Raw genomic sequence first — 22,739 nt, 5'->3', positions numbered from 1 at the left:
GTGCTTGCCGCTACGTGCCGCCGCCGGCGCGCCCATGGCGGGGGGTGTCCTGACCGCCGCTCCGGCCGCCGTGGGAACCGCCGCCGTCGCGTACGTCGTACTTCTCGTACGCGTCGACAATACGGCCGACGAGCTTGTGACGGACGACGTCATGGGATGTCAGCCGCGAGAAGTGGACGTCCTCGACGCCCTCCAGGATGTCCTGGACCTGGCGCAGACCGCTTCTGGTGCCATGGGGGAGATCGACCTGGGTGACATCGCCGGTGATGACGATCTTCGAGTCGAAGCCCAGCCGGGTCAGGAACATCTTCATCTGCTCGGGGCTGGTGTTCTGGGCCTCGTCCAGAATGATGAAGGCGTCATTGAGGGTCCGGCCGCGCATATAGGCGAGCGGGGCCACCTCGATGGTGCCGGCCGCCATCAGCCGGGGGATCGAGTCCGGGTCGAGCATGTCGTGCAGGGCGTCGTAGAGCGGGCGCAGATAGGGGTCGATCTTCTCGTAGAGCGTGCCGGGGAGGAAGCCGAGACGCTCGCCCGCCTCGACCGCGGGCCGGGTCAGGATGATCCTGTTGACCTGCTTGGACTGGAGCGCCTGGACCGCCTTGGCCATGGCCAGATAGGTCTTGCCGGTGCCCGCGGGACCGATGCCGAAGACGACGGTGTGCTTGTCGATGGCGTCGACGTACCGCTTCTGGTTGAGCGTCTTGGGGCGGATGGTCCGGCCCCGGCTGGACAGGATGTTCTGGGTGAGCACCTCGGCGGGGGTCTCGGGGCCGTCCCCGGCGCCGTTCTCACTCGCCCGGAGCATGGCGATCGAGCGTTCCACCGCGTCCTCCGTCATCGGCTGCCCGGTGCGGAGCACGAGCATCATCTCGTCGAAAAGGCGCTGGATGAGGCGGACTTCCGCCAGGTCCCCCACAGCGCTGATCTCATTGCCCCGGACATGGATATCGGCCGCCGGGAAGGCCTTCTCGATCACGCGCAGCAGGCTGTCGCCGGAGCCGAGGACCGTCACCATGGGGTGCTTGGCGGGGACGGAGAACTCTGCTCGCGCCTGGCCCGGCGCCTTCTGCGCCCCCACGCCCGAGGAGCGTCGGGGGCCGGGGCTGGTCTGGGCTGTAGGTGTCTGAGTCATGGGCCGGCCTTCTGGCCTGCGCATACCTCCCGATGCAGGGTTCTCGCCGCTCGACAACCTCTGGACACCAAGCGTACGACGCGACACCGACAACGACCGAGGGCTTTTTCCGCGACGGCCGGCCCGTCCCGAGCGGGGCGCCGGGCGGGCACAGACCGGGCGCAGGTCGGGCGCAGGTCGGGCCGGGGCGGCTCCGGGTGGGCGTCGCTCAGGCCGGGGCGCGGAAGCCGATCGTGGGGACGGCCCGGCGCAGCGGCCAGGGCCGGGCGGGGGCGGGCAGCAGCCCGTCCAGGAAGGCGTACCGGCGCAGCGCCTCGGGTGTCTGCCCGGAGACCTCCTGGACCTGCTGCCACCAGGCGGCGATCTCCAGCCAGCCGGGGGCGGAGAGCGATCCGCCGAACTCCTGCACGGAGAGGGCGGCGGTCAGCCCCGCGAAGGCGAGCCGGTCCGCGAGCGGCCAGCCGGCGAGGGTCCCGGTGACAAAGCCCGCGACAAAGACATCACCGGCCCCGGTCGGGTCCAGGGCCTCCACCGCGATGGCCGGGACCTGGGCGCTCTCCCCGGTGGCCCCGTCCACGGCGTAGGCGCCCTCCGGGCCGAGGGTGACGACGGCGACGGGGACCAGTTCGGCGAGGGCGTGCGCGGCGGCCAGCGGACAGCTGGTGCGGGTGTAGCGCATCGCCTCCTCCGCGTTGGGCAGGAAGGCCTCGCAGTGCTCCAGACCGGCGAGGTCGGCCGGGTCCCAGCGGCCGGTGTCGTCCCAGCCGACATCGGCGAAGATCCGGGTGCCGTCGTGGGCGGCGCGGTCGATCCACGCGTCGCGGTGGCCCGGGGCGAGGGAGGCGACGGCGGCCCGTGCGGGCGGCGGGCACTGGGGGGCGGGCCCGGGGGGCGGGGCGGCATGGCCGTGGGAGACCATCGTGCGCTCGCCCTCGTACGCCATGGAGACGGTGACGGGCGAGTGCCAGCCGGGGACCGTGCGTGACAGCGAGAGATCGATGCCCTCGCCCTGTTCGAGGGCGTCCCAGCAGTAGTCGCCGTAGTGGTCGTCGCCGAAGGCCGCCGCGAGCGAGGTGCGCAGACCGAGCCGGGCCAGGGCGGTGGCCATATTGGCGACCCCGCCGGGGCTGGACCCCATGCCGCGGGCCCAGGACTCGGTGCCCCGGACGGGGGCGGAGTCGAGGCCGGTGAGGATGATGTCGAGGAAGACGGGGCCGGTGAGATAGACGTCCCGGTCGGGGTCACCGGGGGTGCGCAGATGCGCGAGCGGGTCCAGGCACGGGGGTGTGGGGCCCGTCGCCGGTGTGCCGTGGTGGTCGGTGTGCCGAATGCTGCTGCTCACTGTGCCGCCGCTCCATGCGCCTGTGCTGCCGTTGTGCCGGTGTTCTGTCGCCGCTGTCGTCCTGTTGGCTGCCGTTGTTCTGTCGCTGCCGTTGCCCTGCCACTGCCACTGCCACTGCCACTGGTCTGTCATTGGCGGTGCTCCTGCGACGAGTCTGCCAAAGACCCGGGGCGGCACAGGGGCGGCACAGGTGCGTCGCGGTGCCGGGGCGGCGGCCGTTCGGCTACCAGCGCGGCACCGCGGGGGTGATCCAGGCGGGGTCGTGGGCGCGCATGGCGGCGGCGTCGTCCCGGTCCCGGTGGCGGCCGTCGTCCGCGAGCCAGCGGCGGTGCAGGGCGGCGAGCCGGTCACGGTCGAGTTCGACGCCGAGTCCGGGCAGATCGCTCACGGCGAGCCGCCCCTCGTGGAAGACCAGCCGTTCGGTGAGGACGTCCTCGGTCTGCCAGGGGTAGTGGCTGTCGCAGGCGTGGTCGAGACCGGGCAGGACGGCGGCGGCCTGGGTCATCGCGGCGAGGCTGATCCCGAGATGGGTGTTGGAGTGCATGGAGAGCGCCACGCCATGGGTACGGCAGACCGCGGCCAGCTCGCAGGTGGCGCGCAGCCCGCCCCAGTAGTGGTGGTCGGCGAGGACGACCTGGACGGCGTTCCGGGCGAACGCCTCCGGTATCTCCCCGAAGGAGGTGACGCACATATTGGTGGCGAGCGGCAGCGGGGTGCCCGCCGCGACCCGGGCCATCCGTTCCACGGTGGCGGCCGGGTCCTCCAGATACTCCAGGACGTCGCCGAGTTCCCGGGCCACCCGCAGGGAGGTCTCCACCGACCAGGCGCCGTTGGGGTCCAGCCGCAGCGGGGCGCCGGGGAAGGCACCGGCCAGTGCGCGGACGGCGGCGATCTCCTCGTCGGGGTGGCGGACCCCGCCCTTGAGCTTGAAGGAGGTGAAGCCGTGCGCGTCGGCGAGACGGCGGGCCTGGGCGACGATGCCGCCGGGGTCGAGCGCGGGTCCCCAGTCGTCGGGTTCGCCCGCGCCGCCGGGGTGGCCGGCCCAGCGGTAGAAGAGATAGGCGCTGTAGTCGACGGTGTCCCGGACCCGGCCGCCGAGCAGGGCGTGCACGGGCAGCCCCAGGGAGCGGCCGAGGGCGTCGAGCAGGGCGACCTCGAAGGCGGAGACCACGGAGAGCCGCAGCTTGTCGGCGGTCTGCCGGCCGCGCAGCCCGCCCGCGTCGACCGAGTCGGAGAGCCCGCTCGACGCCGTGGGCAGCGGGCGGATCCGGTGGGAGAGCCGATGGAGCCCGTTCACATCGGTGACGGGGTGGCCGCGCAGGGCCTCGGCGAGCGGGGTGGCCAGGGCGAGGAAGCGGCCGTCGCCATAGGTCTCGCCGAGGCCGGTGACCCCGTCCTCGGTGACCACCTCCACGATGGTCCGGGGGGTGTACGGCTGGTGCACGCCCTGGGTGTTGAGGAGCGGGGGGTCCGCGACCAGTACCGGGGTGACACGTACCGCACTGATCCTGGGTCCCTGCACCATGCCACAACTCCCCTGCCGGTTCTGTCATATGAACGGCGTGCACATAGGGGAATGCAGCGTAGGGAGGCGGCGGGGGCCGGTCAATGGCGCGGCCCCGGCCACCACCGGTACGGGTGATGGCGCCGGGGCCGTTCCATCGGTTACGGGGCGCGGGTTACCGGGCGGCGCGGATCACTCGGGGCGCTCCGCGGCGAAGTCATAGGCGTCGACCTCGGCGATCAGCCGGGCCCTGCGCTCCTCGTCGTCCTCCAGGAAGGAGGCGGTGAAGGAGTTGCGGGCCAGCTCGCGCAGCCGCTCCTCGTCCAGCCCCAGCGCCTCCCGGACCGCGTGGAAGGTGTCCCCGACATAGCCGCCGAAGTAGGCGGGGTCGTCGGAGTTGACGGTGCAGAGCAGCCCGGCGTCCATCATCCGGGGCAGCGGGTGGTCCTCCAGGACGTCGATGGCGCGCAGCCGGACGTTGGAGAGCGGGCAGAGGGTCAGCGGGATCCGCTCCCGGACCAGCCGCTCGACCAGTGCCTCGTCCTCCATGCAGCGCAGCCCGTGGTCGACGCGCTCGACACCGAGGATGTCCAGCGCCTCGGTGATGTAGGAGGCGGGGCCCTCCTCGCCCGCGTGGGCGACCTTGCGCAGCCCGAGCGCTCCGGCCGCCTCGTACACCTCGCGGAACTTCGACGGCGGATGGCCGACCTCGGCGGAGTCCAGTCCGACCGCGGTGATCCGGTGGAGGTGGGGCCGGGCCTCCTCCAGGGTGCGCAGCGCGGATGCGGCGGACTCGTCCCGCAGGAAGCACATGATCAGACGGGTGGAGACGCCGTGCCGCTCCTCGGCGGTGTCGAGCGCGCGGGCGAGGCCGCCGATCACGGTGGCGAGGGGGACGCCCCGGGAGGTGTGTGCCTGCGGGTCGAAGAAGATCTCGGCGTGCCGGACGCCCTGCGCCGCGGCGCGGGCCAGATAGGCGTCGGTCAGCTCGGCGAAGTCGTCCTCGGTCCGCAGGACCGCCATCAGCCGGTAGTAGAGGTCGAGGAAGGACTGGAGGTCCGCGAAGTCATAGGCGCGGCGCAGCGCGTCGGTGTCCTGGAAGGGCAGCTCGACGCCGTTGCGCCGGGCGAGTGCGAAGGCGAGTTCGGGCTCCAGGGTGCCTTCGATGTGGACATGCAGTTCGGCTTTGGGGAGGGGCACGGGAGGGGTCCAGCTTCGTTCAGGGGTGTTGTGTGGGGGGCGTGTTCACGGGGCGGGGTGCGGGTTTACGGGGATGCGCGCACGGTCAGGGGTGTCGCGGCGGGAGGGGTACGCGCAGCAGGTCCCGGGCGACGGTCAGTTCGCCGGTGAACCCCGCCGCGCGGGCCTGTTCCTCGAAGGCGGTGGGGTCGCCGTAGCGCTGCGAGAAGTGGGTGAGGACGAGATGGCGCACCCCGGCGTCGCGGGCGACCCGGGCCGCCTGGCCCGCGGTCAGATGGCCGTGGTCGGTGGCGAGCCGTTCGTCCTCGTCCAGGAAGGTCGACTCGATGACCAGCAGATCGCAGCCGTCGGCCAGGGCGTGGACACCGTCGCAGAGCCGGGTGTCCATGACGAAGGCGAAGCGCTGTCCCCGGCGGAACTCGCTGACCTCGTCCAGGGTGACGCCCCGCAGTTCGCCGGTGCGCTGGAGGACCCCGACCTCGGGCCCCCGGACACCCAGGGCGGCCAGCCGCTCCGGGAGCATCCGCCGGCCGTCGGGCTCGGTGACCCGGTAGCCGAAGGACTCGACCGGGTGCGAGAGCCTGCGGGCCTCCAGGGTGTACGAGGGCGTCCGCGCCAGCTCCCCGTCGGCGGCGACCGGGGCCTCGGCGATCCGCACGGTCTCGCGGTAGGCGGTGGCGTACCGCAGCCGCTCGAAGAAGTGCTGCCCACTGGCCGGGTAGTGGGCGGTGACCGGGTGGGGGACCCGGTCGAGGTTGATCCGCTGGATGACCCCGGCGAGCCCGAGGGAGTGGTCACCATGGAAGTGGGTGACACAGATCCGGTTCAGGTCATGGGCGGCGACCCCGGCGCGCAGCATCTGCCGCTGGGTGCCCTCGCCGGGGTCGAAGAGCAGGCCCTCGCCGTCCCAGCGGAGCAGATAGCCGTTGTGGTTGCGGTGCCGGGTGGGCACCTGGCTGGCGGTGCCGAGGACGACGAGTTCACGTACGGACATGAGAAGTTCCGGTGGTCCCGGCTATCCGGGGGGCCATTCGAGGCCCCGCCCGCCGAGGACATGGGCATGGGCGTGGAAGACGGTCTGTCCGGCGCCGCTGCCGGTGTTGAAGACGATCCGGTAGCCGGGCTCGACGGTCTTCTCCTGGGCGGCGACCTCTCCGGCCTCGCGCAGCACATCACCGGCGAGCGCGGGCTCGGCGGCGGCGAGGGCGGCGGCGTCCGGGTAGTGGGCCTTGGGGATCACCAGCACATGCGAGGGCGCCTGCGGGTTGATGTCACGGAAGGCGACGACGGTGTCGGTCTCCCGTACCACCGTGGCGGGCACCTCACCAGCGACGATCTTGCAGAACAGGCAGTCCGCCTGGGGTTCTCCCGCCATGCCGGGTTTCCTCCTCGCGTGGGTGACCAGTACCCCGCCATGCTAGCGACCCCGGCCCCCGGCCCCGCGGGCCCGGCCCCCGCTCCCGGGGGCCGGGGTGCTCGTCAGGGAGCGGGCGGCGGGGTCCTCGCCGGTTCGGCGGCGAGGGATTCCAGGGCCAGCTCGATGGCCTTGTCCAGCTGGGGATCACGGCCCGCCGCGTAATCCTGCGGGGTGGGGATCACCTCGACATCCGGGTCGACGCCGTGGTTCTCCACGCCCCAGCCGTACCCCTCCAGCCAGAAGGCGTACTTCGGCTGGGTCACCGATGTCCCGTCGACCAGGGAGTAGCGGCTGTCGATGCCGACCACCCCGCCCCAGGTCCGGGCGCCCACCACGGGGCCGATCCCGAGCGCCTTGATCGCCGCGTTGACGATGTCCCCGTCGGAGCCGGAGAACTCATTGGCGACGGCCACCACCGGGCCCCGGGGGGCGTCCTGCGGATAGCTGTACGGGCGCATGCCGCGCGGCTTGTCCCAGCCCACGATCCGGCGGGCCAGCTTCTCGATCACCAGCTGGGAGGTGTGGCCGCCGCGGTTCTCCCGGACATCGACGACCAGGCCCTCCCGTACCACCTCGCACCGCAGATCGCGGTGGATCTGCGCCCAGCCCGCGCCCTGCATGTCGGGGACATGGAGATAGCCGAGCCGGCCGCCGGAGCGCTCGTGCGTATAGGCCCTGCGGTCCGCGACCCAGGCGTGGTAGCGCAGCGGCTCCTCGTCGGCGAGGGGCACCACCACGGCGTGGCGGGGCTCGCCGCCGCCCGCCGGGGCGACGGTCAGCTCCACCGGCTTGCCGGCCGCGCCCACCAGCAGCGGGCCGGGGCCGGTGACGGAGTCCACCGGGCGGCCGTCCACCGCCAGGATCGCGTCGCCCGCGCGGATGGCGACCCCGGGCGCGGCGAGCGGGGAGTGGGCCTCGGGGTCGGAGGTCTCCGAGGGCAGCACCCGGTCGATCCGCCACCGCCCCTCCTCGTCGCGGGAGAGGTCGGCGCCGAGCAGCCCCTGGCGGGTGGCACGGGTGCCGTAGCCGCCCCGGGGGGTGACATAGGCGTGCGAGGTGCCCAGCTCGCCCTGGACCTCCCAGAGCAGGTCGACCAGGTCGTCATGGGTGGCCAGCCGGTCCAGCAGGGGGCGGTAGCGGTCGAGGACGCCGTCCCAGTCGACGCCGCCGAGGTCGGCCCGCCAGAAGTTGTCCCGCATCAGCCGGCCGGCCTCGTCGTACATCTGGCGCCACTCGGCGGCCAGGTCGAGGGGCTGCCGCACCCGGGAGAGGTCGACGCTGACGTTGGTCTCGGTGTCCTCGTCGCGGGAGGCCCGCCGGTCGCTGGGGACCAGCCGCAGCCCGTTCTCCGTACGGAGCAGCACCCGCTTGCCGTCACCGCTGACGGCATAGCCGCCGACCTCGGAGGCGAGTTCCTCGTCATGGCGCCGGTCGAGGTCGTACCGCTCCAGGAAGGGCCGGGGTACGGGGGCGTCGGGGGTCGCCTTGGTCGCGCCGAGTACGCCCTGGACGGGGTGGCGCAGCCACAGCACCCCGTCCTTGGCGGCGCGCAGGGTGGAGTAGCTGGCGGCCTCGACCGGGAACGGCACTATCCGGTCGGCGAGGCCCTCCAGGTCGATCCGGGTGACGGGGGCCCCGTTCTCCGTGGCCGTGGTCCCGCCCGGGCCCCCGGACCCGGTCCCGGACCCTGTCCCGTCGCCGGAGCCGTCCTTGTCCGCCTCGAAGGGCCGTCCATGGCGCTGCGGGCCGAAGGGTGAGGGGGTGGTCGCCGCGAGCGGGAGCAGATGCGGGCGGCAGCCGCCGACGAACGCCAGGTCGAAGACATGGGTGTCGTACACCGGGTCGAAGGAGCGCTCGGAGAGAAAGGCCAGATGCCGGCCGTCGAGGGTGAAGGCGGGTTCGTAGTCGCGGAAGCGCAGCGGGGTCGCCTCGGTGACCGACAGATCGGCGGTATTGGCCAGTTTCAGCTGGCGCAGCGGTGGCAGTCCGGGGTGGGACCAGGCGAGCCAGGCGGAGTCGGGCGAGAAGGTGAGGCCGTCGGCGTCGCCGTCCTCGCTGCGGTCCAGCTCGTGGATGTCGCCGCTCTCCCGCTCGACCAGCAGGACCCGGCCGTCGTGGGAGGCGACGGCGGCCCGGCTGCCGTCGGGGGCGACGGCGAGCCCGAGGACCCGGCCGAGGCGGCCGGAGCCGAGCCTGCGGGGGGTGGACCCGGCGGGGATCCCGGTGGCGGGCGCGAACTCCAGCGCGTCCTCGCCCTCGGCGTCGGTGACCCAGACGACGTACTCCTCGCCGTCGAGCCGGAACGTCCGGGGCAGCCGGGCGCGGACGCCGGGTTCGGCGGCGAGCGCCCGCGCGGGGCCCTCGCGGTGGGTGACCCAGTGGAGGCCGCCGCGGATCTCGACGGCGCTGCCCCGCCCGGTGTGGTCGGGGGCGGCGGAGCCGAGATGGAGGTCGGCGCGGATGTTCCGGGGCCGCAGATCGGTGCGCTGTCCACCGAGCCGGACCTCGACCCGGCGGGGCTCGGTGGCGTCGGCGAGGTCGTCGAGGATCCACAGCTCACCGGCGCTGGCATAGACGACCCGGGTGCCGTCGGTGGCGGCGTGCCGGGCGTAGAAGCCGTCGAGGGGGGTGTGGCGGCGCAGCCCGGAGCCGTCGGGGAGGGAGGAGTAGACGGCGCCGGTGCCCTCGTGGTCGGAGAGGAAGGCGATCCGCTCCCCCACCCACAGCGGGTACTCGATATTGCCGTCGAGGCCGGTGTGGACCCGGGCGAAGGTGCCGCCGCCGTCGCGGTCGATCCAGAGCTTGCCCGCGGTGCCGCCCCGGTACCGCTTCCAGGCGGCGGCCTCGCGTCCCATGGTGCCGGAGAGCAGCAGAACACCCGGGTCGCCATGGGCGACATCGCCGACGATGCCGTACGGGAGGACCGGCGCGGGTCCGCCGTCCAGCGGGACGGCCCGTGCGACGGTGCGGCGCAGGGCGTGCCGGCCGTGGTTGGAGATGGTGAGGACGGAGCCGTCGGGGGTCCAGCCCCGGACGGAGTTCCGGGCGCTGCCCCAGTGGGTGAGACGGGTGGTGGGGCCGCCGTCGAGGAGCCCGACATGCACCTCGGGGGCTCCGTCCCGGCGGGAGGTCCAGGCGACATGGATGCCGTCGGGGGAGATACGGGGATGGTCGACCGGGATGTCGTCGGCGCTGACGCGCCATGCGCGGCCGCCGTCGAGCGGCGCGACCCAGACATCGTCCTCGGCGGTGAAAGCGATCAACTCGCCATGAATATGGGGAAACCTAAGGTAGGCAGGCTGCGTCACCCTGTCACCCTAGGCAGCCGGGCCGGGCACGGACAGAGGATTGCCGAGATCAGACCCTGGGGAGTGGCCGGGGCGCACGGGTGTCCGTCCGCCCCCGCCGCGACCGGGGTACGGAGGGCCTCGCCGGGGGTACGGGGTGCTGCGCCAGGGGTGCGGGAGCCGGGGTTACGGGGCCGGGTGCAGGGGGCCGGGGCCGGGGGTACGGGAGCGCGGTCCGCCCCGGTCAGCCCTCGTCAGCCCGGGTCAACCCCCGTCAGCCCGAGTCAACCCCCGTCAGCCCGGGTCAGCTCCGGTCGGTGCCGAGGGTGCCCGGGGTGTAACGGGGCGGCCGGGTGGTGGGTTTGGCGGTGCAGTCCCCGAGGTAGGTGGCGTCGAAGGCGGTACGGCCGGCGATCCGCGCGGTGAGGTCGCCCCGGACACAGAGGCCGGAACGCTCCTGCGTGACCCTGCCGGTGAGCGTGATCCGCCGCCCGGAGTCGGTCTTGCCCTCGCAGTCGACGGTGGCGTACGCGGGTGGCGCGGAGGCCCGTTCGTCCCCGGCGGTGTCCGCCCGGCACACGAACCAGTTCACCTCGACACCGAGACGTTCCAGGGTCTTGGTGGCGGTCCGGTCGGTGGTGTGCGCGACGGATCCGGAGCGGAGTCTTCCGTCGCCGGCGGGTTCACAGGCCGTGAGTCCGGCGACGGCCGCCCCGGCGACGACGATCGCGGCCAGCGTGCCGGCCCGGCGCCGTCGTCGGGGCGCGCCGGGGATGGTCCTGCCCTTGGTCATGCCGTTCATGGACGGCAGGGTGACATCAGGGTGGGGTGCGGTGAAAGAGCGGTTGTGGACACACATCACCCGAACGGCGGCCCGGGGCAGTGGATTTCGGCCACTCGGGTCACCCGGGTGCGTGGGAGCACCCCGGGGCGCCCGGAACAGGGTCCCGCTCAGCGCCGGCGGGGCAAGGGCCCAGGGCCGGGCTCAGACCCGGTGGGGCCGGGTCCCGCTCAGGACCAGCGGCCCGTACGCCCCAGCAGCAGGGCGACCCCCGCCGTACCCGCCGTCGAGGTCCGCAGCACACTGCGCCCCAGCCGGTAGGGAGCCGCCCCGGCCGCGGCGAAGGCGGCCAGCTCCTCCGGGGAGACCCCGCCCTCGGGCCCCACCACCAGCACGATGGAGCCCTCCGCCGGGAGGTCGGCGGTGGCCAGCGGCCGGGCGCCCTCCTCGTGCAGCACGGCGGCGAAGTCGGCCTCCGCGAGCAGCGCGGCGACCTGCCGGGTAGTGGCGGCCTCGGCGACCTCGGGGAAGCGGAGCCGGCGGGACTGCTTGCCCGCCTCCCGGGCAGTGGCCCGCCACTTGGCGAGGGACTTGGCGCCGCGCTCGCCCTTCCACTGGGTGATGCAGCGCGCCGCGGACCAGGGCACGATCGCGTCGACACCGGTCTCCGTCATGGTCTCGACGGCGAGTTCGCCCCGGTCGCCCTTGGGGAGCGCCTGGACGACGGTGATCCGGGGCCGGGGCTCGGGCTCGGCGGGCAGCTCCCGTACCTCCATGACCAGGGTGTCCTTGCCCTCGGTCCGCAGCACGGCACCGGCGGCGGCCCGGCCGAGGCCATCGGTCAGCACGATCTCCTCGCCCGGCTGGAGCCGCCGTACGGAGACGGCGTGGCGCCCCTCGGTGCCGTCGAGGGTGAGCTGGGCACCGGGGGCGGCGACGGTCAGCCGGTCCGGGTCCACGACGAAGACGGCGGCGGTCATGAGGAGACTCCCGGGGTGCGGAGGCCGGTGTGCGGGGTCCCGGAGCCGCCCGGCGCGGGCGCGGGCCGAGGATCGCCTGAGGCGTCCTCCGGGGGGCCCTCGGGTGGCTGCGGGGCGGCGGCGCGGTCCTGGGCGAGATGGCCCTCGTACCCCCCGTGGCCCTCATGACCCTCGTGGCCCTCGTACCCCCCGTGGCCCTCGTGGCTCTCGTGTCCCTCGTGGCAGAGGGCCGGGTCGGCGGCCGGGTCCGGGGCGAACCGGGCGAGCGCGGTGCCGAGTTCGCCGGTCAGCACCTCCACCAGCTCCCCGGCGGGCAGTTCACGCGCCAGCCGGTGCCCCTGCCCGGCCCACAGCGACATGCCCTGCGGGTCACCGACCCGTACCGCGGCCTTCCGCAGTCCGCTGGTCAGATGGTGCACCTGGGGATAGGCGGCGGGGGCGTACGGCCCGTGCTCGCGCATAAAGCGGTTGACCAGCCCCCGGGCGGGCCGCCCGGAGAACGCCCTGGTCAGCTCGGTCCGGGCGAAGAGCGGATCGGTCATGGCGCGCTTGTGCAGCGCGGGGGCGCCGGACTCGGGGCAGACCAGGAAGGCGGTGCCGAGCTGGGCGGCGCTCGCCCCCGCCGCCAGCACGGCCGCGATCTGGTCGCCGCGCATCAGCCCGCCGGTGGCGATCACGGGGATCCGGACCGCGTCCCTGACCAGCGTCAGCAGGGCGAGCAGCCCGATGCCCGCGCCGTCGGCCGCCGGGTCGTCCCGGTGGGTGCCCTGATGGCCGCCGGCCTCCACGCCCTGCACACACAGGGCGTCGGCCCCGGCGCGCTCGGCGGCGACCGCCTCCTCGGGGCTGGTGACGGTGACCACCGTGGCGGTGCCCGCCCGCGCGAAGGACTCCAGCACCTCGGCGGTGGGGCAGCCGAAGGTGAAGGAGACCACCGGCACCGGATCGTCACGGAGGATGGCGAGCTTGGCCTCGTAGCCGTCGTCGGCGCCGCTGTCCGGGTCGCCGAGCGGGGTCTGGTACCAGGTGGCCTCGCCGGCGAGCTGCTGCCCGTAGACCTCGACGGCGCTGGGGTCGGCGGTGAGCGGCTGCGGCATGAAGAGATTGACGCCGAAGGGGCGGGCGGTCAGTCCCCGGGTCTGCTGGATCTCCTGGTACATCCCGTCCGCCGTCTTGTACCCGGCGGCGAGGAAACCGAGACCGCCCGCCTCGGACACAGCGGCGGCCAGCCGGGGGCAGGAGGCGCCACCGGCCATGGGGGCCTGCACGATGGGGTACCGGCAGAGATCGGTCAGTACGGAGGACATGCCTGCATCGTCCCATGCCCCTTTGTCCTCGCCGAACCGGGCGTCCGCCGCCCCCGGGACGCCCGAAAGCGCCCCGGGCGGCCGGATCCGGGGCCGGAAAAGGCCGTGGGTCCCGCCCCGTGAAAGGGCGGGACCCACGGTCCCGTACAACTCCGGACACCCGGCCTAACGGCCGTTGAACGCGTCCTTCAGCCGGGAGAACAGGCCCTGCTGGCCGGGCTGGAACTGGCCCATCGGCCGCTCCTCGCCCCGCAGCTGCGCCAGTTCGCGCAGCAGCCGCTCCTGCTCGGTGTCGAGCTTGTTCGGGGTCATCACCTCGACATGCACGATCAGATCGCCACGCCCGCCGCCCCGCAGATGGGTGATGCCCCGCCCGTGCAGCGGGATCGACTGCCCGGACTGGGTCCCCGGCCGGATGTCGACCTCCTCCAGCCCGTCCAGGGTCTCCAGCGGCACCTTCGTACCGAGGGCCGCGGCGGTCATCGGGATCGTCACCGTGCAGTGGAGATCGTCGCCGCGCCGCTGGAAGACCGCGTGGGGCAGCTCATGGATCTCCACATAGAGATCACCGGCCGGTCCGCCGCCGGGGCCGACCTCGCCCTCGCCCGCCAGCTGGATCCGGGTGCCGTTGTCGACACCCGCCGGGATCTTCACCGTCAGCGTGCGGCGGGAACGGACCCGTCCGTCGCCCGCGCACTCCGGGCAGGGGGTCGGGACGACGGTCCCGAAGCCCTGGCACTGGGGGCAGGGGCGGGAGGTCATGACCTGCCCCAGGAAGGAGCGGGTGACCTGGGAGACCTCACCGCGGCCGCGGCACATGTCACAGGTCTGCGCCGAGGTCCCCGGCGCGGCGCCCTCACCGGAACAGGTGGTGCACACCACGGCCGTGTCGACCTGGATGTCCTTGGTCGTGCCGAAGGCCGCCTCGCTGAGCTCGATCTCCAGCCGGATCATCGCGTCCTGGCCGCGCCGGGTCCGCGAGCGCGGGCCCCGCTGGGACGCCGTCCCGAAGAACGCGTCCATGATGTCCGAGAAGTTCCCGAAGCCACCCGCGCCGAAGCCGCCCGCGCCCGCGCCGCCCGACTGGGAGAGCGGATCGCCGCCGAGGTCGTAGACCTGCTTCTTCTGCGGGTCCGAGAGCACCTCGTAAGCGGCGTTGATCTCCTTGAACCGCTCCTGGGTCTTCGGATCGGGATTCACATCCGGGTGCAGCTCACGGGCGAGCCGCCGGAATGCCTTCTTGATCTCGTCCTGCGACGCGTCGCGGCGTACGCCCAGTACGGCGTAGTAGTCCGTGGCCACTTACGACTCCGCCAGGATCTGTCCGACGTAACGTGCCACTGCGCGTACCGCTCCCATCGTTCCGGGGTAGTCCATGCGGGTCGGTCCGACCACGCCGAGTTTGGCGACTGCCTCGTCGCCCGAACCGTAGCCGACCGAGACCACGGACGTTGCGTTGAGCCCTTCATGGGCGTTCTCGTGACCAATGCGGACGGTCATACCCATACCGCCCGACTCCTTGGCCTCGCCCAGCAGCTTGAGCAGCACCACATGCTCCTCCAGCGCCTCCAGGACCGGCCGGATCGTCAGGGGGAAGTCATGACCGAAACGGGTGAGATTGGCCGTCCCGCCGATCATCAGCCGCTCCTCCTTCTCCTCGACCAGGGTCTCCAGAAGGGTGGCGAGCACGGTGGAGACCGCCGCCCGGTCCTCCGCGTCGAAGGACTCCGCGAGATCCTGCACCAGCTGGGGCACATCGGCGAACCTCCGGCCCACCACCCGGCTGTTGAGCCGGGCCCGCAGATCGGCCAGCGGATTCTCCCCGAAGGGCGCCGGGCAGTCGATCACCCGCTGCTCGACCCGCCCCGTGTCGGTGATCAGTACCAGCATCAGCCGCGCGGGGGCGAGGGACAGCAGCTCCACATGACGCACGGTGGAACGGCTGAGCGAGGGGTACTGGACGACCGCGACCTGACGGGTGAGCTGCGCCAGCAGCCGTACCGTACGGCCCACGACATCGTCAAGGTCCACCGCTCCGTCCAGGAAGTTCTGGATGGCGCGGCGCTCGGCCGACGACAGCGGCTTCACCCCGGCCAGCCGGTCCACGAAGAGACGGTAGCCCTTGTCCGTGGGGATACGCCCGGCGCTGGTGTGCGGCTGGGCGATGAAGCCCTCCTCCTCCAGCACCGCCATGTCATTGCGGACGGTCGCCGGGGAGACCCCCAGCTTGTGACGCTCGGTGAGCGCCTTGGAACCCACCGGCTCCTCGGTGCCCACATAGTCCTGGACGATGGCACGCAACACTTCGAGCCTGCGTTCACTGAGCATCGCGCGCACCTCCAGTGGTGGTCCCTCGGTGGTTCTTCGGACGGGTCTTCGGCCGGTTCTTCGATCAGGTCCTGCGGTCGGGTTCTGCGGTCACCGCGCGGTGCTCCGGTCACTGCCTGGCACTCAAAGGTCGCGAGTGCCAGTTTTCCCCGTGCCAGTGTACGGCCGTGGGGTACGCCCCTAGCAAGGGCGACCGACCACGCTACCGCGCGCTCACCCTGGTCGTTGCCAGTAGCGTCCCGGTATGGACGTGAGTTGGGAAGACCTCGGCTGGGAGCGGCTGGCCGAGGGAGTGGGCCGGCGCAGACTGCCCGGCTGGGACGCCACCTGTGGATTGATCGTCGGCGCCGAGGGGGTACTGCTCTACGACACGGGCTCCACCCTCGCCGAGGGCGAGGAGCTGAGGGCCCAGGTGGGAAGGCTGCTGCCGGGGCGGCAAGTGACGCATATCGCACTCAGCCACCCCCATTTCGACCATGTGATGGGCACGGCCGCCTTCCCGGACGCCGAGGTCTTCGGCGCGGTGGGCATGGACACCCTGCTGATACGGGAACGGGAGGTGCTGCGCTCGGACGCGGAGCGCCACGGGGTGGACCCGGCGGACGCCGCCCGCTCCGCCGCGCTGCTGGTCGCCCCGGGGCACACCGTCACCGGGGAACGGATGCTGGACCTCGGTGGCGGACGGCGGATCCTGCTGGCGAACGTCGGCCCCGGACATACCGGTCACGATCTCGCCGTGCTGGTGCCGGGCGCGCCGGAGGTGGTCTTCTGCGGCGATCTGGTGGAGGAGTCGGGCGAGCCGCAGGCGGGCCCGGACGCCATCGGCGCGCGCTGGCCCGCCGCGCTGGACCGGCTGCTGGCGCTGGGCGGCGAGGACGCCGCCTATGTGCCGGGGCACGGCGCGGTGGTGGACGCGGCCTTCGTCCGGGCCCAGCGCGCTGCGCTGGCGGAGCGGTTCACGGTGTCGTAGCGTCGGCCGAATGCGCAGCTACAGCCCCGATCTGACGCCCCCGTGGAAGAAGTCCGCGCCCGCTCCCGAGGTGGCCGCCGAGCCCGGTCTGGTGGTGGAGGAGATCACCACCGGGTACTGCGGGGCGGTGACGGAGTGCGAGGCGGGGACGGTCACCCTGGAGGACCGCTTCGGCAAGCGGCGGGCCTTTCCGCTGGCCCCGGGCGGGTTTCTGCTGGAGGGGCGGGCGGTCACCCTGGTACGCCCCGGGCGCGGCCCGGCCGTCCCGGCGCGCACCGCGTCGGGCTCGGTGGCGGTCCCCGGGGCGCGCGCCCGGGTGGCGCGGGCGGGCCGTATCTATGTCGAGGGCCGGCACGACGCGGAGCTGGTGGAACGGGTCTGGGGCGACGATCTGCGGATCGAGGGCGTGGTGGTCGAGTATCTGGAGGGGATCGACGATCTGCCCTCGGTGGTCGCGGAGTTCGCGCCCGGACCGGACGCCCGTCTCGGGGTGCTGGTGGACCATCTGGTGCCGCACTCGAAGGAGTCCCGGATCGCGGCGACGGTGACCGGTGCCGATGTCCTGGTGGTGGGGCACCCGTACATCGATGTCTGGGAGGCGGTCAAGCCGTCGTCCCTGGGGATCGCGGCCTGGCCCCGGGTGCCGCGCGGGCAGGACTGGAAGACGGGGGTCTGCCGGGCGCTGGGGTGGCCGGGTGACACCGGGGCGGCCTGGCGGCACATCCTGTCGCGGGTGGGCTCGTACCGGGATCTGGAGCCGGCGCTGCTGGGGCGGGTGGAGGAGCTGATCGACTTTGTGACGGCGCCGCCGGAGGGCGACGGGGCCCCGGAGCGGGGCTGAGCCCGGCCCGGGACCCGGAACCCGGGACCTGGCACCCCGGGTGCACGGGGCCGGGGCGCGGGGTCCACGGATCCGGGGCCCCCGGGGCTGTTCCGGGTACGGGGGTGCGGGTCCGCCCCGGGTACGGGGGCCGGGGGCGGCTCCGCTCCGGGTACGGGTCGCTCAGTCGACCAGATCGCGGACGACGCCGTCCGCCAGCAGCCGGCCGCGCAGGGTGAGCGCCGCACGGCCGGTGTCGTACGCGGCCGCGTCGAGCAGACCGTCGGCGAGGGCCCTGCGGGCGGCGCCGAGCCCGGCGGGGCGCAGCAGGTCCAGCGGGATCCCGTCGACCAGCCGCAGCTCCAGCAGGATCCGCTCCACCCGGCGGTCCTCGGCGGAGAGCAGCTCCCGGGCCGCGCCCGGGGTGCGGCCCTCGGCGAGGGCGGCGGCATAGGCACCCGGGTGCTTCACATTCCACCAGCGCACTCCGCCGATGTGGCTGTGCGCCCCGGGCCCCGCGCCCCACCAGTCGGCGCCGCGCCAGTACAGCTCGTTGTGGTGGCAGCGCCCGGCGTGGGTGGTGGCCCAGTTGGAGACCTCGTACCAGGAGTACCCGGCCGCGCCGAGCACGGAGTCGGCGATCAGATAGCGGTCGGCGTGGACGTCGTCGTCGGTCATCGGCACCTCGCCCCGGCGGATCCGCCGGGCCAGCTGGGTGCCCTCCTCCACGATCAGGGCGTACGCGGAGATGTGGTCGGGGCCCGCGCCCACGGCGGCGTCGAGGGTGGCGCGCCAGTCGTCGTCGCTCTCGCCGGGGGTGCCGTAGATCAGGTCCAGGTTCACATGGTCGAATCCGGCGGCGCGCGCCTCGGCCACACAGGCTTCGGGGCGGCCGGGGGTGTGGGTGCGGTCGAGCACCTTCAGGACATGCGGGCGGGCGCTCTGCATCCCGAAGGAGATCCGGTTGAAGCCGCCTTCCCGCAGCTCGGCGAGGTAGGCCGGGTCGACCGACTCCGGGTTCGCCTCGGTGGTGATCTCGGCGCCGTCCGCGAAGCCGAACTCCTCCCGTACCGTCCGGATCATGGCGACAAGGTCCCGGGCGGGCAGCAGGGTGGGGGTGCCGCCGCCGACGAAGAGGGTCCGCACCGGGCGGGGATCGTCGCCGAGCACCTTGCGGGCGAGCCGGATCTCGTCGGCGAGGGTGGCGGCGTAGTTGTCGCGGGAGGCGAGCACACCGCCGGAGCCGCGCAGCTCGGTGGCGGTGTAGGTGTTGAAGTCGCAGTAGCCGCAGCGGGTGGCGCAGTACGGCACATGCAGATAGAAGGCGAGGGGGCGGTCCCCGGCTCCGTCGAGCGCGGAGGCCGGGAGGGACCCGTCCGCGGGCAGGGGCTCGCCGTCGGGCAGTACGGAAGGCATGGTCCCCATTGTCCGTCACCGGCGGCGGTGACCGGTCCGCCGCCGGCGGGCGGGGCAGCCCGGGGTGCCCCAGGGCCTTCCGGGGCGCCTGGGGGCCCTCCGGGAGGCCCCCGGGCTTCCCGGGGTCTCAGACCTCCCGGGTGCCCTGGTACATCTCCTCGATCAGGTGCTGGAACTCACGCTCCACCGCCGGCCGCTTCAGCTTGAGGCTGGGGGTGAGATCGCCGTGCTCCACGTCGAGATCACGCGGGAGCAGCCGGAACTTCTTGATCGTCTGCCAGCGCTGGAGTCCTTCGTTGACCCGGGTGACATAGCCCTGGATCAGCTCGACCGTGGCGGGCGCGGCCACCACCTCGGCGTACGGCCTGCCCCCCAGTCCGTGCTCCTTGGCCCAGCCGAGGAGGGTGGGCTCGTCCAGGGCGATCAGCGCCGTGCAGAAGTTGCGGGCCGCGCCGATGACGACGATGTTCGAGACGAACGGGCAGGCGGCCTTGAACTGGATCTCGACCTCGGTGGGGGCGATGTACTTGCCGCCGGAGGTCTTGATCAGGTCCTTCTTGCGGTCGGTGATCCGCAGATAGCCGTCGGGGGACAGCTCGCCGATGTCGCCGGTGTGGAGCCAGCCGTCCGCCTCCAGCACCTCGGCGGTCTTCTCGGGCTGGCCGTGGTAGCCCTGCATGATGCCGGGGCCGCGGAGCAGGACCTCGCCGTCCTCGGCGATCCGTACCTCGGTGCCGGGCAGCGGCTTGCCGACGGTGCCGGTGCGGTAGGCCTCGCCGGGGTTGACGAAGGAGGCGGCGCTGGACTCGGTCAGTCCGTACCCCTCCAGGATGTGGATCCCGGCGCCGGCGAAGAAGTAGCCGATCTCGGGGGAGAGCGCGGCCGAGCCGGAGACGGCGGCCCGGAGCCTGCCGCCGAACGCCTCGCGCAGCTTGGCGTAGACGAGGGCGTCGGCGACCTTGTGCTTGGCCGTCAGCGCGAAGGGCGCGGAGCGGGTGCCGGTGCGGCGGAAGTTGTCCTGGGTGACCTTGGCGTACTCGCGGGCCACCTCGGCGGCCCAGCGGAAGATCTTGTACTTGGCGGGTCCGCCGGCCCGCGCCTTGGCGGCGACGCCGTTGTAGACCTTCTCGAAGATCCGCGGCACGGCGGCCATATAGGTCGGCTGGACGACCGCCAGATTCTCGATGATCTTGTCGATGCGGCCGTCGACGGCGGTGACATGGCCGACCCCGATCTGGCCGGAGGTGAGCACCTTGCCGAAGACATGGGCGAGCGGCAGCCACAGGTACTGGATGTCGTCCGGGCCGATCAGCCCGGTGGCGGGGATGGCCTTGGCCATGTACGACCAGTTGTCGTGCGGCAGCCGGACGCCCTTGGGGCGGCCGGTGGTGCCCGAGGTGTAGATCAGGGTGGCGAGCTGGTCGGCGGTGATCGCCGCGATGCGCTCCTTGACCGCCGCGGGGTGGTCCTTGAGGTACGCGGCGCCGCGCTTCTCCAGCTCGGCGAGGCCGATCACCCAGTCCTCGGGATCGTCCGCGTCCGGCTCCACACCGGTGGTGTCGATGACGACGACATGCCGCAGCTCGGGCAGTCCGGCGCGGCGCTCACGGGCCTTGGCCAGCTGGGTCGCGTCCTCCGCGATCAGTACCCGGCTCTCCGAGTCGGCGAGGATGTAGGCGGATTCCTCGGCGTTGGTGGAGGGGTAGATGGTGGTGGTGGCACCGCCCGCGCACATGATGCCGAGGTCGGCGATGATCCACTCGATCCGGGTGGCGGAGAGGACGGCGACCCGGTCCTCGGCGCCGAGTCCCAGACCGATCAGCCCCGCGGCGACGGCGTAGACGCGCTCGGCGCTCTCGCCCCAGCTCAGCGACTTCCATTCGTCGGGGCCCCGGCCCGAGGCGGAGGGCACCGGATAGCGGAACGCCTCGGCGTCCGGGGTGGCCGACACGCGTTCGATGAAGAGGGCAGCCACCGAGGGCGGGCGGTTCTCGATCTGGGTCTGTGTGTCGCTCACGACGTCCTCCGGGCCTGCGGCAGCACTGCACGACTGGCTGGTATCTAACTGACGAGTAACCATCGAGCCGTGATCAGGGTAGAGGGCCCTGTCCCGGTGCGTAAGGGTCTGTGGGCCCCGGCTTCAGAAACCCCGGCGCCCCGGGAAACGGGGCGGGGCGGGGCGGGGCAGGGGTGGAGCCGGGAGCGGGACCCGGGGGCTCGGGCTCGGAGTGGGACTCGGGGTGGGCGCCGCCGCCCGGCCGGATGGGCACGGGCGGCGGACACCGCACGGGTACGGCGCCGGAGCGGGCCCCGGCCGGGGCCCGCACGGATCACTTCTTGGTCTTGCCCCCGCTGTCGTCGCTGGAGAGCACGGCGATGAAGGCTTCCTGCGGCACCTCGACGTTGCCGACCATCTTCATCCGCTTCTTGCCCTCCTTCTGCTTCTCCAGCAGCTTCCGCTTACGGGAGATGTCACCGCCGTAGCACTTGGCGAGGACGTCCTTGCGGATGGCGCGGATGGTCTCCCGGGCGATCACCCGGGAGCCGATGGCCGCCTGGACGGGCACCTCGAACGCCTGCCGGGGGATCAGCTCCTTCAGCTTGGCGACGAGCCGCACACCGTAGGCGTACGCCTGGTCCCGGTGGGTGATCGCGGAGAAGGCGTCGACCTTGTCGCCGTGGAGCAGGATGTCGACCTTCACCAGGTGGGCGGCGTGCTCACCGGTGGGCTCGTAGTCCAGCGAGGCATAGCCGCGGGTCTTGGACTTCAGCTGGTCGAAGAAGTCGAAGACGATCTCGGCGAGGGGCAGGGTGTAGCGGATCTCGACCCGGTCCTCGGAGAGGTAGTCCATGCCGAGCAGGGTGCCCCGGCGGTTCTGGCACAGCTCCATGATCGAACCGATGAACTCGGTCGGCGCCAGCACGGTGGCGCGGACCTCCGGCTCGTACACCTCCGCGATCTTCCCCTCGGGGAACTCGCTCGGGTTGGTGACCGTGTGCTCCGCACCGTCCTCCATGATCACGCGGTAGACCACGTTGGGGGCGGTGGCGATCAGGTCGAGGCCGAACTCGCGCTCCAGCCGCTCCCGGATCACATCGAGGTGGAGCAGCCCGAGGAAGCCGACGCGGAAACCGAAGCCGAGGGCGGCGGAGGTCTCCGGCTCGTAGACCAGCGCGGCATCGTTGAGCTGGAGCTTGTCGAGGGCGTCCCGCAGCTCGGGGTAGTCCGATCCGTCCAGCGGGTACAGACCCGAGAACACCATCGGCTTGGGGTCCTTGTAGCCGCCCAGGGCCTCGGTGGCGCCCTTGTGCTGCTGGGTGATGGTGTCGCCGACCTTGGACTGGCGGACATCCTTCACACCGGTGATCAGATAGCCCACCTCACCGACGCCCAGCCCGTCGGCGGGGAGCATCTCCGGCGAGTTGGTGCCGATCTCCAGCAGCTCATGGGTGGCGCCGGTGGACATCATCCGGATGCGCTCACGCTTGCCGAGGGTGCCGTCGACCACCCGGACATAGGTGACCACGCCCCGGTAGGAGTCGTAGACGGAGTCGAAGATCATGGCGCGGGCGGGGGCATCGGCCTCACCGACCGGCGCGGGCACCTCGCGGACCACCCGGTCGAGGAGCGCCTCGACGCCCAGACCGGTCTTGGCGGAGACCCGGAGCACATCGTCGGGCTCACAGCCGACCAGGTTCGCCAGCTCCTCGGCGAACTTCTCCGGCTGGGCCGCCGGCAGGTCGATCTTGTTGAGCACCGGGACGATGGTCAGCTCGTTCTCCATCGCCAGATAGAGATTGGCGAGGGTCTGCGCCTCGATGCCCTGGGCCGCGTCGACCAGCAGGACGGTGCCCTCGCAGGCGGCCAGGGAACGGGAGACCTCATAGGTGAAGTCCACATGGCCCGGGGTGTCGATCATGTTCAGGATGTGGGTCCTGCCCTGGCCCTCGCCCTCGGTGGGGGCCCAGGGCAGCCGCACGGCCTGCGACTTGATCGTGATGCCGCGTTCGCGCTCGATGTCCATACGGTCGAGGTACTGCGCGCGCATCTGCCGCTGATCCACCACGCCGGTCAGCTGGAGCATCCGGTCGGCAAGGGTCGACTTGCCGTGGTCGATGTGCGCGATGATGCAGAAATTGCGGATCAGCGCCGGGTCGGTACGGCTCGGCTCGGGTACGTGGAGAGGAGTCGCGGGCACGCAGGGTCCTGATTCTTGAGACGCCGGGCGTCTCGTCTCGGGCGATGGCGGAT

The 22,739-nt window shown here is 72.7% G+C and carries 16 protein-coding genes and 1 pseudogene; 2 read left to right on the top strand and 15 right to left on the bottom strand.

Going from position 1 to position 22,739, the window contains the following annotated elements; all coding sequences use genetic code 11:
* Positions 1 to 10 precede the first annotated feature (10 nt).
* From ABT354_RS04595 to hrcA, 12 genes and pseudogenes are all read right to left on the bottom strand, one after another.
* Complete coding sequence (locus tag ABT354_RS04595; RefSeq protein WP_351488909.1) at positions 11 to 1,135, bottom strand: PhoH family protein; 1,125 nt, start codon at positions 1,133 to 1,135, stop codon at positions 11 to 13.
* 208 nt (positions 1,136 to 1,343) lie between these two features.
* A complete protein-coding gene (locus ABT354_RS04590) occupies positions 1,344 to 2,477 on the bottom strand; it encodes a carbohydrate kinase family protein (RefSeq protein WP_502983316.1) in 1,134 nt (377 codons plus the stop codon).
* A 223-nt stretch (positions 2,478 to 2,700) separates the two neighbouring features.
* Positions 2,701 to 4,002, bottom strand: a complete 1,302-nt coding sequence (locus tag ABT354_RS04585) for a glucarate dehydratase family protein (protein WP_351488906.1) — start codon at positions 4,000 to 4,002, stop codon at positions 2,701 to 2,703.
* Positions 4,003 to 4,173: 171 nt separating this feature from the next.
* A complete protein-coding gene (locus ABT354_RS04580) occupies positions 4,174 to 5,181 on the bottom strand; it encodes an adenosine deaminase (RefSeq protein ID WP_351488903.1) in 1,008 nt (335 codons plus the stop codon).
* Between the two features lie 85 nt (positions 5,182 to 5,266).
* Positions 5,267 to 6,175 (bottom strand): ribonuclease Z, encoded by a 909-nt coding sequence (locus ABT354_RS04575; protein WP_351488901.1) that lies wholly within the window; start codon positions 6,173 to 6,175, stop codon positions 5,267 to 5,269.
* A gap of 21 nt (positions 6,176 to 6,196) precedes the next feature.
* Positions 6,197 to 6,556: a histidine triad nucleotide-binding protein gene (locus ABT354_RS04570; protein ID WP_351488898.1), complete on the bottom strand. Its 360-nt coding sequence runs from the start codon at positions 6,554 to 6,556 to the stop codon at positions 6,197 to 6,199.
* Between the two features lie 104 nt (positions 6,557 to 6,660).
* A complete protein-coding gene (locus ABT354_RS04565) occupies positions 6,661 to 9,906 on the bottom strand; it encodes a S41 family peptidase (RefSeq protein ID WP_351488895.1) in 3,246 nt (1,081 codons plus the stop codon).
* Between the two features lie 283 nt (positions 9,907 to 10,189).
* A complete protein-coding gene (locus ABT354_RS04560; protein WP_351488893.1) occupies positions 10,190 to 10,687 on the bottom strand; it encodes a hypothetical protein in 498 nt (165 codons plus the stop codon).
* Between the two features lie 209 nt (positions 10,688 to 10,896).
* Positions 10,897 to 11,646, bottom strand: coding sequence for a 16S rRNA (uracil(1498)-N(3))-methyltransferase (locus ABT354_RS04555; RefSeq protein WP_351488890.1), 750 nt, complete (start codon positions 11,644 to 11,646; stop codon positions 10,897 to 10,899).
* 260 nt (positions 11,647 to 11,906) lie between these two features.
* Positions 11,907 to 12,953 (bottom strand): annotated as a pseudogene (locus tag ABT354_RS04550) (nitronate monooxygenase); the annotation flags it as partial.
* 165 nt (positions 12,954 to 13,118) lie between these two features.
* A complete protein-coding gene (gene dnaJ, locus ABT354_RS04545; protein WP_351488886.1) occupies positions 13,119 to 14,255 on the bottom strand; it encodes a molecular chaperone DnaJ in 1,137 nt (378 codons plus the stop codon).
* Complete coding sequence (gene hrcA / locus ABT354_RS04540) at positions 14,256 to 15,281, bottom strand: heat-inducible transcriptional repressor HrcA (protein WP_351488883.1); 1,026 nt, start codon at positions 15,279 to 15,281, stop codon at positions 14,256 to 14,258.
* A 244-nt stretch (positions 15,282 to 15,525) separates the two neighbouring features.
* On the opposite strand from hrcA, the gene ABT354_RS04535 reads away from it, so the two are divergent.
* Positions 15,526 to 16,251, top strand: a complete 726-nt coding sequence (locus tag ABT354_RS04535) for an MBL fold metallo-hydrolase (protein ID WP_351488881.1) — start codon at positions 15,526 to 15,528, stop codon at positions 16,249 to 16,251.
* Between the two features lie 10 nt (positions 16,252 to 16,261).
* The gene (locus ABT354_RS04530; RefSeq protein ID WP_351488878.1) at positions 16,262 to 17,092 is read left to right on the top strand and encodes a DUF3097 domain-containing protein; all 831 of its coding nucleotides are present in this window, start codon (positions 16,262 to 16,264) and stop codon (positions 17,090 to 17,092) included.
* A gap of 162 nt (positions 17,093 to 17,254) precedes the next feature.
* On the opposite strand, the gene hemW is transcribed toward ABT354_RS04530, so the two are convergent.
* The 3 genes from hemW to lepA form a co-directional block, all read right to left on the bottom strand.
* Positions 17,255 to 18,487 carry a radical SAM family heme chaperone HemW gene (gene hemW / locus ABT354_RS04525; RefSeq protein ID WP_351488875.1) on the bottom strand — a complete coding sequence of 411 codons (1,233 nt, stop codon included), beginning with the start codon at positions 18,485 to 18,487 and terminating at the stop codon, positions 17,255 to 17,257.
* A gap of 127 nt (positions 18,488 to 18,614) precedes the next feature.
* Complete coding sequence (locus ABT354_RS04520) at positions 18,615 to 20,504, bottom strand: AMP-dependent synthetase/ligase (RefSeq protein ID WP_351488872.1); 1,890 nt, start codon at positions 20,502 to 20,504, stop codon at positions 18,615 to 18,617.
* A 313-nt stretch (positions 20,505 to 20,817) separates the two neighbouring features.
* Positions 20,818 to 22,686, bottom strand: coding sequence for a translation elongation factor 4 (gene lepA, locus ABT354_RS04515; RefSeq protein WP_351488869.1), 1,869 nt, complete (start codon positions 22,684 to 22,686; stop codon positions 20,818 to 20,820).
* Positions 22,687 to 22,739 lie beyond the last annotated feature (53 nt).

Source organism: Streptomyces sp. NPDC000594 (genome assembly GCF_040299965.1).
In the GTDB taxonomy this organism is placed as follows: Bacteria; Actinomycetota; Actinomycetes; order Streptomycetales; family Streptomycetaceae; genus Streptomyces.
The sequence above is the reverse complement of the archived record's forward strand: the minus strand, read 5'-3'. Positions and strand labels throughout refer to the sequence as shown.